The 13734-nt window shown below is 60.2% G+C and carries 13 protein-coding genes; 11 read left to right on the top strand and 2 right to left on the bottom strand.

Annotated elements, in window-relative coordinates:
- Positions 1 to 115 precede the first annotated feature (115 nt).
- A complete protein-coding gene (locus NY78_RS10850) occupies positions 116 to 1432 on the top strand; it encodes a hemolysin family protein (protein WP_043635492.1) in 1317 nt (438 codons plus the stop codon).
- A 69-nt stretch (positions 1433 to 1501) separates the two neighbouring features.
- On the opposite strand, the gene rpmB is transcribed toward NY78_RS10850, so the two are convergent.
- On the bottom strand, positions 1502 to 1711 hold the full coding sequence (gene rpmB / locus NY78_RS10845) for a 50S ribosomal protein L28 (RefSeq protein ID WP_043635489.1): 210 nt from the start codon (positions 1709 to 1711) through the stop codon (positions 1502 to 1504).
- Between the two features lie 195 nt (positions 1712 to 1906).
- Between rpmB and NY78_RS10840 the strand changes: the two genes are divergently transcribed.
- From NY78_RS10840 to NY78_RS10805, 9 genes are all read left to right on the top strand, one after another.
- Complete coding sequence (locus NY78_RS10840; protein ID WP_043635487.1) at positions 1907 to 2449, top strand: YceD family protein; 543 nt, start codon at positions 1907 to 1909, stop codon at positions 2447 to 2449.
- Between the two features lie 67 nt (positions 2450 to 2516).
- Positions 2517 to 2699, top strand: a complete 183-nt coding sequence (gene rpmF / locus NY78_RS23700) for a 50S ribosomal protein L32 (RefSeq protein ID WP_024823426.1) — start codon at positions 2517 to 2519, stop codon at positions 2697 to 2699.
- A complete protein-coding gene (gene plsX, locus NY78_RS10835; RefSeq protein ID WP_043635484.1) occupies positions 2689 to 3738 on the top strand; it encodes a phosphate acyltransferase PlsX in 1050 nt (349 codons plus the stop codon). The genes rpmF and plsX overlap by 11 nt, the downstream gene beginning before the upstream one ends.
- A 14-nt stretch (positions 3739 to 3752) precedes the next feature.
- Positions 3753 to 4742 (top strand): beta-ketoacyl-ACP synthase III, encoded by a 990-nt coding sequence (locus NY78_RS10830; protein ID WP_043635482.1) that lies wholly within the window; start codon positions 3753 to 3755, stop codon positions 4740 to 4742.
- A 258-nt stretch (positions 4743 to 5000) separates the two neighbouring features.
- Complete coding sequence (fabG, locus tag NY78_RS10825) at positions 5001 to 5729, top strand: 3-oxoacyl-[acyl-carrier-protein] reductase (protein WP_043635479.1); 729 nt, start codon at positions 5001 to 5003, stop codon at positions 5727 to 5729.
- Positions 5730 to 5764: 35 nt separating this feature from the next.
- Positions 5765 to 6001, top strand: a complete 237-nt coding sequence (locus tag NY78_RS10820) for an acyl carrier protein (protein ID WP_024823430.1) — start codon at positions 5765 to 5767, stop codon at positions 5999 to 6001.
- A 72-nt stretch (positions 6002 to 6073) separates the two neighbouring features.
- Positions 6074 to 7318, top strand: a complete 1245-nt coding sequence (gene fabF / locus NY78_RS10815) for a beta-ketoacyl-ACP synthase II (protein ID WP_043635476.1) — start codon at positions 6074 to 6076, stop codon at positions 7316 to 7318.
- A 96-nt stretch (positions 7319 to 7414) separates the two neighbouring features.
- Positions 7415 to 8653 (top strand): serine hydroxymethyltransferase, encoded by a 1239-nt coding sequence (glyA, locus tag NY78_RS10810; RefSeq protein ID WP_043635474.1) that lies wholly within the window; start codon positions 7415 to 7417, stop codon positions 8651 to 8653.
- Between the two features lie 363 nt (positions 8654 to 9016).
- The gene (locus NY78_RS10805) at positions 9017 to 10978 is read left to right on the top strand and encodes an ATP-binding protein (RefSeq protein WP_082139969.1); all 1962 of its coding nucleotides are present in this window, start codon (positions 9017 to 9019) and stop codon (positions 10976 to 10978) included.
- A gap of 246 nt (positions 10979 to 11224) precedes the next feature.
- Here NY78_RS10805 and NY78_RS10800 read toward each other — a convergent pair whose 3' ends face one another.
- Positions 11225 to 11500, bottom strand: coding sequence for a hypothetical protein (locus tag NY78_RS10800; RefSeq protein ID WP_043635468.1), 276 nt, complete (start codon positions 11498 to 11500; stop codon positions 11225 to 11227).
- 509 nt (positions 11501 to 12009) lie between these two features.
- Between NY78_RS10800 and NY78_RS10795 the strand changes: the two genes are divergently transcribed.
- Complete coding sequence (locus NY78_RS10795; RefSeq protein WP_043635465.1) at positions 12010 to 13641, top strand: aminotransferase class V-fold PLP-dependent enzyme; 1632 nt, start codon at positions 12010 to 12012, stop codon at positions 13639 to 13641.
- The last annotated feature ends 93 nt before the right edge of the window (positions 13642 to 13734 follow it).

Raw genomic sequence — 13734 nt, 5'->3', positions numbered from 1 at the left:
CGCCAATTCATCCCGTCCGGCAAGACGCCCCCGGATCGCCATTGCCCCCACGATCCGGCCGGACTAGATTGACTCGCCCGGTTACCGGCCAGGTTCGTCTTCCTGGAGAGCAGTCATGACCACCGTACCCGTCCAGCTGTTGATCGTTTTGGCCCTGATTGGGCTCAATGGTTTTTTTGCCATGGCCGAGATGGCTCTGGTGGCCTCGCGCAAGGCGCGCCTGACAGCCCTGGCCGAAGCCGGCAGCCGCCGGGCCAGGACCTGTCTGCGCCTGCTTGAGCACCCCGAGGCCTTCCTGGCCGCGGTGCAGATCGGCATCACCCTGGCCGGGGTGCTCGGCAGCGCCTACGGCGGAGCCACCCTGGCTCCGGCTCTGGCCGCCGCCCTGGCCTGGACGCCGGCCCTGGCCCCCTATGCCGAGGCCCTGTCCCTGGCCGGCGTGGTTGCCCCCATCGCCCTGCTCACCCTGCTTTTGGGCGAACTGGCGCCCAAACGGCTGGCCCTGGCCCGACCCGAACCCATCGCCCTGTTCGCCGCCCCGGCCATGCGCTGGCTCATGCTGGTCAGCCGCCCGGCGGTCTGGTTCCTGGGCCTGGCCACCAGGGCGACCCTGCGCCTGCTGGGCCTTGGCGGCGAGGGCGCGCCAACCGTCACCGAGGAGGACATCCGGGGAATCCTGCTCGAAGGCCGCCGCCACGGGGTCATCGAGGATGCCGAGCACGACATCATGGAACGCCTGCTGCGGCTGGCCGACCGGCCGCTCGGCGTCATCATGACCCATCGCTCCCGGGCCGACTGGCTGGATATCGAGGCCGACGAAGCCACGATCCTTGAGCAGATGCTAACAAGCAGCCACACCCGGTTTCCGGTGTGCCGCGGTGATTTCAACAATGTCCTTGGCGTGGTCCGGACCAGGGACGTGCTGGCCGGGCGCATCCGCGCCGGCCGCCTTGACCTGGCCGCTTATCTGGTCCAGCCGCACTATCTGCCCGAAACCATGCGCGGCATCGACCTGCTGCTCGCTTTCCGGGACACCCCGGGACTCAAACTGGCCCTGGTGGTGGATGAATACGGCGAGGCGGTCGGGGTGGTGACGGTGGCCGACGTGTTTGCCGACATGGTGGGCGAGCTGGCCGGGCAGGCCGGCGCAGCCGAAGCCGATCTGGTGCGCCGGCCCGACGGGTCGCTTCTGGCGGACGCAGCCACGCCCGTGGACGAGGTGGCGGCGGCGCTGGGGCTGCCGCGCCCCTGGCCGGAAGACTTCGCCGCCGGCACCCTGGCCGGGTTCATCTTAAGCCGCCTGGGCCATATCCCGCATATCGGCGAGACGTTTGCCGCCAACGGGGCGGTCTTCGAGGTGGTGGACATGGACGGCCGGCGCATCGACCGGGTGCTGGTCACGCCGCCGTCGGAAGAGGAGGAGGGTTCGTAACGGACGGGAGGACGCAAAAAAAGACGGTCCGCCGCAGCGGACCGTCAGAAAGCTTTACAACCGGACGCGCTAGGCGGCGGTTTTGGCAACCGGCTTGACCACGGCGCCGGAACGCAGGCAACGGGTGCACACCGTGATGGTCTTGACCTCGCCCGAGGGCAGCTGGGCGCGGACGTTGACGAGATTGGGCTCGAAACGGCGCTTGGTCTTGTTGTTGGCGTGGCTCACGTTGTTGCCGCTCTGGGGCTTTTTGCCGCAATGATCGCAGATCTTAGCCATTATTTGATCCCTCCGGAAACATGATTCGCGGTTTTGCCCGCCAAAAAAACCCCGTGGCGGAGCTTGGGCAAACGCGCGTTTTTCACAGTGACGCAAAGAATTTTGTGAGGTACATGGGTTGGAAGACCTTGGCAAGCTTTTTCTTGACAAGACGTCACCCAGGGTCTAGCACACTCTTCTTCGCGAGGGGTACCCATGTCCGAACTGTGGCTCGATATTACCGACATCCCGGCAACCGGCCGGGAATTTTCTTTTTCCGACCAGACCTTGTGGTCCGGTTCCATCGCGGAATTTTCCCTGCCCTATCGCCTGGATCTCCCGGATACGGGCTTGGCCGCCGCGTTCACCGTGACCCCGCAGGGCCGGGGCGTGCTCCTGGCCGGCTGGCTGCGCGGGGCGCTGGTCACCCCGTGCGACCGGTGCGCCGAGGATGTCCTGTTGGCCGTGGACACGAATTTCGACCTCTACGAAGAATTGCCCCTGGAAGACGAACAAAGCCTGGAACCCGGGCTGGTCCGTCGCCGTGGGAAAATATTGGAGCTTGACGCGGGGAGCCTTCTCTGGGAGCAGTTCCTGCTCGCGCTGCCGGTCAAGCCGCTTTGCGATGAAGACTGCCCGGGGCTGTGTCCCCGCTGCGGCGTACGGCTGGGCGAGGGGTCCTGCGGCTGCGAGACCGAGACCGGCGACCCGAGAATGGCCGTATTGCGTAATTTAAAGGTGCCGCGCGGTTCCAACTAGGCATTGTCGCCTGTTTGACGCGCTTTGTTTGCTAAGCTCTCCCAACCCTTGACGCGAGGTAATCGCCATGGCTGTTCCTAATAGAAAAATCTCCAAGTCCCGCAAAGGCATGCGCCGCGCCCACGACCACGTTCCGGTACCTGCGGTGGTTCTTTGCTCCTGTGGCGAGCCCACCCTGCCCCACCGTATCTGCCCGAGCTGCGGCACCTACCGCGGTCGCCAGATGCTGCGGAAGGACGATGCCGAATAACAAGCCGCGCATCGCCGTGGACGCCATGGGCGGGGATTTCGGTCCCCACGTCGTGGTGCCCGGCGCGTTGCACGCCGCCAAGGCCGGCAAGGCCGAAATCATCCTTGTCGGCGACCAGGACGCGATCACGGCCCAGTTGGCGCGCTACGACGCCAAAGGGCTGCCTGTTTCCATTGTCCACGCCTCCCAGGTGGTGGAGATGGAGGAGAAACCGACCGAGGCCCTGCGCCGCAAGAAGGATTCGTCCATTCAGGTGGCCTGCAACCTCGTGCGCGACGGGGAGGCCGACGGCGTCATTTCCGCCGGCCACTCAGGAGCCACCCTGGCCTGCGCCATGTTCACCATCGGGCGCGTGCCCGGGGTGGACCGGCCGGCCATTGCCACGTTCATGCCCACCGAACGCTCCCACACCGTCATCATCGACGTGGGAGCCAACGTGGACTGCAAGGGCTTCCACCTGCTCCAGTTCGGCGTCATGGCCTCGGTCTTGGCCAAGACCATGCTCGGCCGGGAAAACCCGACCGTGGCGCTGTTGTCCAACGGCGAGGAATCAGGCAAGGGCAATTTGCTGGTCAAAGAGGCTTTTGACCTGCTGCGGGCCAGCTCGCTCAATTTCGTCGGCAACATCGAGGGCCGCGACCTGTTTACAGGCAACGTGGACGTGGTGGTGTGCGACGGGTTTGTGGGCAACGTGGTGGTCAAGCAGGCCGAAGGTCTGGCCTCGTCGCTTGGGCGGTTGCTCAAAGGCGAGCTGCGCCGGGGCTTTTTCGGCCAGATCGGCACCATGCTGGCCTTAAACGCCCTCAAACGCTTCTCCCGCTTGGTCGATTACGCCGAATACGGCGGAGCCCCGCTGCTGGGCGTCAAGGGCAGCTGCCTGATCTGCCACGGCGCATCCAATTCCAAGGCCATGTCCAGCGCCGTGCGCATGGCTGCCCGCTTTGTGGCGATGGAAGCCAATTCCCATCTGTCCGAGGCCGTGGCCGCAAATATCGACTTGGCCGGCACCCGCCGGCCGGCCGCCAACGACCAACGCTAAGACGGTTCCCCTTCATGACACACGATTTTTTCATTCGCGGTCTGGGTTTTTATGTGCCGGAAAACGTGGTGACCAACGCCGATCTGGAAAAGATCGTCGACACCACCGATGAGTGGATCACCACCCGCACCGGCATCCGGGAGCGCCGCGTGGCCGTCCCCGGCCAAGCCACCTCCGATCTGGCGCTTGGCGCGGCCAAGGCCGCCCTGGCCGATGCCGGCATGACGGCCGACGAGCTGACCCATATCCTGGTCTATACCCTCACCCCGGATTTCTACTGTCCGCCCACGGCCTGCCTGCTGGAAGAAAAGCTCGGCATCCGTGGAAAATTCGCCCAGGACCTGAATGCCGCCTGTTCGGGGTTTGTCTACGGCCTGGAAACGGCCCGGTCCATCGTGGCCCTGCATCCCGAGGCCAAGGTGCTCCTGTGCGCCGCCGAAGTGCTCACCTCGCGCACCAACTGGGCGGATCGCCGCACCTGCGTCCTTTTCGGCGACGGGGCCAGCGCCGCCATTATCGCCGCCACCCCGGGCGAAGGCTCGGCCCGCATCGTCGATGCCCGACTCTACAGCGACGGGTCTCTTGGCCACCTGCTGACGGTCAAGGGCGGCGGTTCGGCCGCACCCTTGAAACTCGGCGACGTGGTGGATGAAAATTTCTTCGTACAGATGGCCGGGCAGGAAGTCTTCAAGCATGCCGTGCGCAACATGACCGCCGTGTGCGAGGAAGTGCTGGCCGGGGCCGGCATCGCCGCCGACGGGGTGGATTTTCTCATTCCGCATCAGGCCAACCTGCGCATCATCGACGCCGTGGCCAAGAAACTTTCCATTCCGGCCGAGCGGTGCGTCATCACTATCGACCGCTACGGCAATTCCTCGGCCTCGTCCGTTGGCATCGCCCTGGCCGAAGCCCGGCAGACCGGTCGCATCCAGCCCGGAGCCTTGGTGCTCCTGGCCGTTTTTGGCGGCGGATTCACCTGGGGCGCGTCCCTGCTGCAGTTTTAGCCCGGCTCGGGGGACGCCCCCGACCGGCCCGACCCGGCCGCAACGCCCTGGTTTTTCGGCGTTGCCCAGGGATACGCCGTTTCGTCCGCGGCAACTGCCGCCGACGAAACGGCCGGAAAACGGATTTGCCGTGTGCGGGCGTTTCGGCTAGGGTGTCGCCCTGCCCGCCCAGGATGGGGCAATTGCCTTCGCCTTTCCCGTCAACGACTGTGAGCATGCCCCGGGTTTCCCCCGAGGCCGGCGACAAGGAGTTCTGCCATGCCTACGGCGCTTATCACCGGCGGCTCGCGCGGCATCGGCGCGGCCGTAGCCAAACGCCTCGCCGCCGACGGCTACGCTGTGGTCGTCACCTACGTCAGCAAGCCCGAAGCGGCGGCGGCCGTGGTCGACGAAATCGTCTCGGCCGGCGGCATTGCCCGCGCCCTGCCGCTCGATACCGGCGACGCTGCGGCGGTGGCCGCCTTTTTCGCCGACCATATGAAAGACGCCGATCTCCACGTCCTGGTCAACAACGCCGGCATCACCCGCGACGGGCTGATCGTGCGCATGAAGGACGAAGATTTCGCGGCCGTTATCCGCATCAATCTGATCGGGGCGTTTATCTGCCTGCGCGAGGCCGCCAAGATCATGATGAAGCGCCGCACCGGCCGCATTATCAATATCACTTCGGTGGTCGGCCAGTCCGGCAATGCCGGGCAGGCCAACTACGCAGCGGCCAAGGCTGGCCTCATTGGCCTGACCAAATCCGCCGCCCTTGAGCTTGCCGCCCGCAACATCACGGTCAACGCCGTGGCCCCGGGCTTTGTGGAAACCGACATGACCGCTGTTTTACCCGATGCCGTCAAGGCGTCCTTTGCCGACCGCATTCCGGCCAAGCGCGCCTGCGCTCCCGGGGAGATCGCCGCTGCCGTCAGTTATCTGGCCAGCGACGACGCCGCCTATGTGACCGGCCAGGTTCTCGGTATCAACGGCGGCATGTACATGTAACCGAAACGTCATACGGCCCTTACTTGGAGGACATCATGTCTGTCGCGGAAAAAGTCAAAGAGATCATCGTGGATCAGCTTGGCGTGGACGCCGCTGAAGTGCTTCCCGAAGCCAAGTTCGTGGATGACCTGGGCGCCGACTCCCTGGATCTGACCGAGCTGATCATGGCCATGGAAGAAGAATTTGGCGTCGAAATCTCGGACGAGGATGCCCAGACGATCCAGAAAGTCCAGGACGCCATCTCCTTTATCGAAAAGAAAAAGGGCGAATAAGCCCCAAACGCCCAGTCGGGCCGGGGCGGCGTTGCGGCTTTCTGCCCGCCCCGGCTTGCGGACGGAAGCGCCATGACCTTACATCGGGTAGTCGTTACCGGCCTTGCGGCCATCACCCCCCTCGGCAACGATCTGGCCAGCAGCTGGCAGAACCTTGTGGCCGGCGTCTCTGGCGCGGCCCCCATCACCAGGTTCGACGCCACGGCCTACGACACGCGCTTTGCCTGCGAAGTCAAAGACTTCGATTCCAAACCGTTTGTCGCGGCCAAGCTGGCCAAACGTCTCGACCGTTTCACCATTTACGCCCTGTCCACCGCCATGATGCTCATGGAGAGCGCAGGGTACACGATCGCCCCTGAGGAAGCCGAGATGGTTTCCGTCATCATCGGCTGCGGTCTGGGCGGCCTCGAAACCCTCGAAGCCACCCACGCCAAGCTCATGGAACAGGGCCCTTCGCGTGTCTCGCCCTTTTTCATCCCGACCATGATCGCCAACATGGCCGCCGGGCAGGTCTCCATTGCCACCGGCGCGCGCGGCTCCAATGTCTGCACCACCTCGGCCTGCGCCTCGGGACTGCACGGCATCGGCTACGCCGCCTCGGACATCATGCTCGGCCGGGCCACGGCCGCCATCTGCGGCGGCGTCGAATCCACCATCACGCCCCTGGCGGTTGGCGGATTTAATGCCTTAAAGGCCCTGTCCACCCGCAATGACGATCCGGCCAAGGCCTCGCGTCCCTTTGACGCCGACCGCGACGGGTTTGTCATGGGCGAGGGCTGCGGCCTGCTGCTGCTCGAATCCCTGGAACACGCAACCGCCCGCGGCGCGCGCATCCTGGCCGAAGTGGCCGGGTTTGGCGCATCGGGCGACGCCTACCACATGACCGCTCCGCCCGAGGACGGTTCCGGCATGGCCCTGGCCATGCGGGCCGCCCTGCGCGAGGCGCGCATGGCCCCCTCCGAGATCGCCCACATCAACGCCCACGGCACCTCCACCTCGCTCAACGACTCTTGCGAGACCACGGCCATCAAGACCGTGTTCGGCGACCATGCCTACAAGGTGCCGGTGACCTCCAACAAGTCCATGATCGGCCACTGCTTAGGCGCTGCCGGCGGCATCGAGTCGGTCATGAGTGTTAAGACCATCATGGAGGGCGTCATCCCGCCCACCATCAACCTGGACACCCCGGACCCGGTGTGCGACCTGGACTATACGCCAAACGTCGCCCGCACGATGGCCGTGGGAAGTGTGCTTTGCAACTCGTTCGGGTTTGGCGGCACCAACGCCAGCCTGATCTTCAAGGCCTTTGCCGAGTAGTGACGAGGCCGGACCGCGCGCCCGGCCACATTGCCGCACACGGGGGGATGTCCGATGATCGGGCCTCCCCCCGAACGCATTGAGAAGGAGACGCCCATGGAAGACCTGCTTATTGCCGATCCCGAAGTCGGGCGGGCCGTGTGCCTGGAAATCGAGCGCCAGACCGGCAAGCTCGAAATGATCGCTTCTGAAAATTTCGTCTCCGTGGCCGTCCGCCAGGCCCAGGGCAGCGTGCTCACCAACAAGTACGCCGAAGGTTATCCGGGCAAGCGCTACTACGGCGGCTGCGAGTACGTGGACATGGCCGAGGATCTGGCCCGCGACCGGGTCAAGACCCTGTTTGGAGCCGAGTACGCCAACGTCCAGCCCCATTCCGGCTCCCAGGCCAACATGGCCGTCTATTTCGCCGCCATGAAGCCCGGCGACACCCTGCTTGGCATGGACCTCTCCCACGGCGGCCATCTCACCCACGGCTCGCCGGTCAACTTCTCGGGCAAGCTTTTCAACATCGTTTTCTACCACGTCCGCAAAGAGACCGGCACCATCGACTATGACGAGGTCGAACGGCTGGCCAAAGAGCACCGCCCGACGGTCATCGTGGCCGGAGCCAGTGCCTACCCGCGCATCATCGACTTCCCGCGCTTCCGGGCCATTGCCGACGAAGTCGGGGCCAAGCTCGTGGTCGACATGGCCCATATCGCCGGTCTGGTGGCCACCGGCCACCACCCTTCGCCCATTCCGTATGCCCACTACACCACCTCGACCACGCACAAGACCCTGCGCGGTCCGCGCGGCGGCCTGATCCTGTCCACCGAGGACAACGGGAAGACGCTTAATTCCCAGATCTTCCCCGGCATCCAGGGCGGCCCGCTCATGCACGTGATCGCGGCCAAGGCCGTGGCCTTTGGCGAGGCGCTCAAACCCACCTTCAAGGTCTATCAGGGCCAGGTGGTGAAAAACTGTCAGGCCCTGGCCACCGGGCTGACCGCCCTGGGCTATGATCTGGTCTCCGGCGGCACGGACAACCATCTGGTGCTGATGGACCTGACCAACACGGACGTGACCGGCAAAGACGCCGAGCACGCCCTGGATCTGGCCGGCATCACCTCGAACAAGAACACCGTGCCCTTTGAGACCCGTTCGCCCTTTGTCACCTCGGGCGTGCGTCTGGGCACGGCGGCCCTGACCACCCGCGGTCTGGTCGAGGCCGACATGGCCAGGATCGTGACCTGGATCGACGCGGCCATCAAGGCTGTGGGCAACGACACCAAGCTCGAAGAGATCCGCAAAGAAGTGCAGCCCTTTGCCAAGAGCTTTCCGCTTTTCGCGTGGTAGAGTGCGTCATACAACCGGGAGTGGCGGCCTGCCGCTCCCGGACTGCGAAGCCGGGGGGAAAGCGCCCCTGGCGTAGCGCCAACGGGTCGGAACCGGCACAACGCCGGCTCCGACCCGTTACCGTTTCGGCACTGGCTGGAAGTGTTCTTTCCAGTACGCCTGTACTTCCTGAGAATAGCAAACCAGGCGTTAGCAGGGCAACCCCTGAAAAACACGGAAGGGCCCCAAATATATGGGTTGCGTTATGAGCACTGGGAAGTTAATTTAGTCAAAGTTTGTAATTTGGGATGTTCCCTGGAAATTGAAAGGAATCGTCTTAAATGATTGCGTCCGAACACTATAGAACAATAGTTATGGTGAAGCATGGCAATAGGGAACGTTAAGACAACGCAAGACCATCTAGATAGGCTTTCACGATCTAATCCTACAACGGCCATTGTTGAGTTGATCTGGAATGCCCTTGATGCCGGAGGCTCCGCAGTAGAAGTTACTTTTGAAACTTCAAATCTTGGTGGAATTTCTGCAATTGAAGTAAAAGACTTCGGAGATGGGATTGATCCGAGTGAACTTGATTCATCATTTGGGAAAATTGGAGATTCTCTAAAAAAAATTCGAACAAGAACACCAGAAGGTCGCACTGTCCATGGATCACTTGGCCAAGGAAGATTCAAAGCCTTCGCACTTGGAGCGCATGCAACATGGAACACAACTTTCAAGCGCAACGAGAAACTCTATTCCTACCAAATTAGCGTAATAAAAGACAAGTTAAATTCCTATCGTTCTACCGAACCCAAAGAAACAACCTTTCACAAGACGGGAACGGTATTAAGGATTGACCAAATATCCGACAAAAAGGTGGACACACTCGTTGCAAATACTTCTCAGGTCGATATTCTTCAGAGCATAGCTTTGTATTTGATGCAGTACAAAGATGTAAATGTTACATATGATCGCAAAGCTCTAGATCCATCCCTTACGATTAAACGAAAGAAGAAATTCATACTGGAGACGATCCAAGATATAACTGGAGAGGCAGAGCTGACTATCATTGAGTGGAATATAGCATACAAGGGCAAAAAACTATATTTGTGCGACACGCAAGGCTTCTCACGAGATGAGATCGATGGGATTATTAAGTTCCCAGGATATGATTTTACTGCATATTTACAATCAGAATCAATTGACGAACTATACAAAACGAATGAACTCGCTGCCAAAACTTTAAACCAAAAGTACAAAGCTTTATTAGACACAGCCAAAGATAAAATTAGAAACTACTTCACGGAACTCGCGGCAGAAGAAGCCTCAAAAATTGTCGAGAAATGGAAAGAGGACAAAATCTACCCGTTCACAGAAGATGAGATTTCTCATCCTGTCAAAAAAGCAGAATCGCAAGTTTTTGATATTGTCGCCGCTCGCGTATACGAACACCACAAACCCTTCAGAGACGGAGAAAATGACGCCAAAGAATTAACTTTACGTCTTTTGCGTCAAGCCATAGAAAATAAACCACAAAATGCAATCAAAATAATCAATGAAGTATTGCGACTTCCCAAAGACAAGCAAGACGAACTCGCTGAGCTACTTGAAAGAACAAGCCTAGAATCAGTACTAAATGCAGCGAACATAGTCACAAAGCGCATTGACACGATTCTTGGGCTTGAAGAAATTATATTTTCCAAAGAATGGAAAAAGCATCTTCGCGAACGAACACAGCTTCACAGACTACTAGTCCATGAATTGTGGGTTTTTGGAGAACAATACACTCTAGACACCGATGACGAATCTTTAAAACAAGTACTAATAAAACACTTACGGCATTTGGACCGTTCCGACCTCGCCGAACAGATTGGTGATGTCAAGTTAATAACTGACGAAGGCGGAATTCCTGACATAATGATGTCAAGGAAGATCACCCGGCCTGATAAAAAATTTGAGCATTTAGTACTTGAGCTAAAGGCACCAAGGGTTAAGATCGGACCCGACGAAATCACACAGATTGAAAAATATGCGTTTTCAGTGATCGACGACGAACGTTTTTCAAAAAGCGACGTGATATGGACATTTTACTTAATAAGCAATGATTTTAGCAAGTTTGCAGAAACTAAAGCAAATTCAGACGACCGACCATACGGTTGCATCTTTAGCAAAGGCAATGCGACTATCTGGATAAAAAAATGGAGTGATATTTTGCACGAAGCAAAGTATCGTTATGAATTCTTTAGGCAAAAACTCGAAATTGAAGCTTCTCGCGAAGAAGGCATCCAGCACCTTTTTGATAAGTACGAAAACATATTCAAAACAGCCAAGACAAGTGGTACTTAATATATTAAACCATAAACAGAGAACATCCGTTCGAAATTCATTAGCGTTCTCCAAATAAAAACTCATGAAGAACTGTCTTTAGTGTGACATTTCCCCTGTCTGATATCACAGCTAAGAATTGTAAGGCCAGCCACAAAGGCCATCGTCATGCTGAATAGTCCCCCCACGCTCCCAAAATAAAAAAACGCGCTGCGGGAGGACACACCGCAACGCGCTTTTTCGCAAATCAGTCGGCTGTAAAATTATCTAGCGCGTCCAGGGGCTGCCGAAACCCGTGCCGTCCTGGGGGGCCGGCATGGTGCCGTCGCCAAAGCCAAGACCAAGGCCGAGGCCGGTTCCTGCGCCCTGGCCGCCCAAGGCCTGACCACCGGTGCACGTGCCGCACACGCCGGTTCCCGCCGCGACAGGGGCTTCGTCGCCGTCCATCCACCACGCCCCGGTCCCGTCCCCCCAAGAGGCCAGGGCCTGGGCGCCAGTCATCAACACCACGGCCAAAGCCAATCCCGCTGCAATCGCTCTCATTGTGTCCTCCATGGAAACAGAATGAACCTTTCCAAGCAAAAGCGATGCCATAGGAAAACACGCGGTTATTCAAGCCTGTTGCTGTTTTTGTGAGAAAGCTGGTGGATAGTATCTATACAGAAGGAAGGATTCGCCTGAAGCATAAGTTTACACTGTATACCAATAATGCCGAATCCATATCTGGGCGCTGTAGAATATCACAAGATACATTCGCCGCACCCAGGACCGCAGCGGCGCAACACGCCCCCCCTTGCGCTGCAGCCGTGCGCCGCCTTGCCAGATCTCTGCCAGACCGCTGCGACGGCGCCACAACAGCCGCCCCGGGCCTGAAACGGAAACTTCAGGTTGTTTTCTTTGCGAACCGGCTTTCCAGACAGTCCGTTGCAGTGCTAACAGACAAGGTGAAATCCGCATCGGTCGCCAGCAGACGAAACGAACGCATCCTCCGGGGCGCTTTCCCGACCATTCACCCCGGTAAAGCTCGAAACCCTTCAAGGAGGGACTCTCCCATGAATAGCGTCTCCCGTCGCAAATTTTTTGGCCTGATGGCTCTTGGCGCGGGCTCCATGGCCATGCTGCCCGGCATGGCCTTCGGGGCCGCCAAAGCCAAAACGTCCGCACCCGGACAAACCAGTCTGGCCGCCGGACAGGCCATGGCCCGCATCAAGGCGCTGATCGACGAACTGCGCGCCGAGGGCCGGGCCTTTGCCGCCGACGCCCTGGCCAGCGACAACAACGCCCAGTGGGATCGCCTGCTCAACCACTATTTCGACCGCAAAGGGTTCGCCTCCATCTCGGTCAACGCCGCCAACCTGTGCCCGTCCTTGAAGCCGGTCAACCGGATGGCCGCCCTGGTGCGCGATTTGCTCGAAGCCGACATCTCCTTTCCCATGCGCGGCGAACTGGCAAAGGCCAGCCTTGGCCATGGCCTGACCGCGGTCAAGGACTGGTTCGGCCTCGGCGGATCGGACGCCAAGGCCGATTTCCTGTTGGCGCTCACAGCCAATTCCACCATGGGCAACAACTTCGTGAATAACGGCCTCGTGACCTCCGGCTTCATGGACCCGCAAAAGGACAATATCGTGGTCTGGGACGTCAACCATCCCACCAACTACGACGCCTGGATGTACCGCAAGGCCACCCAGGGATGGGGCGCGGACTCGATTCGCATTCTCAAAACCAAGATGTTTGCCAGCTCCGTGACCGAGGCGGAACGCAAGGCCGGCACCATCCCCTCGGACCCGCAAAACGAGGACGAGATCATCGCCGCCCTGCTCGCCCTGGTCGACGAGCGGACCAAACTGGTGACCCTGTCCTGGCAGTCCAACGAATGCGGCATGGTCCTGCCCATGCAGCGCATCGTCTCGGAGCTGCGCGCGGTCAACAAGAACATCCACATCCACGCCGACAGCGCCCAGACCTTCGGCGTCCTCGACCTCAAGCTCGGACAGGTGGACGTGGACAGCATCGCCGGCAGCTTCCACAAATGGCCCTGCGGCCCGAAAATGGTCGGCATCCTGTACATGAACAACAAGCACGGCGCGGCCGAGCGCTTCACCCCAAGCATCTGGGGCTACGACGAATACATCAACACCCCGGCTGATTACGGCTTTGCGGCCAGTACCGGGACCATCGACCCCAACGCCAAGCGGTTTTCCTATCTCGGCCAGCAAAACGACGCCACCCTGGTCGCCACCTGGATGGCGGCCCTGTTCCACACCGGCCAGCTGCACCCGGGCGTGACCCCGGCCAAAATCGAAGCCCGCATCCATTACCTGGGCGGACAGGTCCAGCAGGCGCTGTTCAAACACCTGCCCAAGGTCTTCCCAGACTTCACCCCGAAAACCGCGGCCCAGTGGATCGCCACGCCAACCAGCAACGCCCGGCTGCGCAGCTCGGTCTATCTCTTTAAGACGCCCGACGGCATCGTCGCCGGCGACGTCATGAAGCACGTGTACGAGCAGCACCGCTTCGCCATCGCCAACCTCAAGGTCATGGGCCACGATTTGCTGCGCGTTTCGCCAACCATCTGCAACAACGCCAAAGACGTCGAGGACGTGGTGGCGGCTGTGGTCGATGTTATTTTGGCCATGAAAAAGAAGACCCTGGCCAACAACACCCATACCCGCTCCTACGCTTAAGCGCGCAATCTCCGGCCGCCTGTGCCGCTGCGGCCTGCCGCCCGGCCCCTGGACCCTACGGTCAGGGCCGGGCGGCAGCGCCCCAGAAACGCT

It is taken from the genome of Desulfovibrio sp. TomC, assembly GCF_000801335.2.
Classification (GTDB): domain Bacteria; phylum Desulfobacterota; class Desulfovibrionia; order Desulfovibrionales; family Desulfovibrionaceae; genus Solidesulfovibrio.
This window is presented reverse-complemented; position numbering and strand designations above follow the sequence as displayed.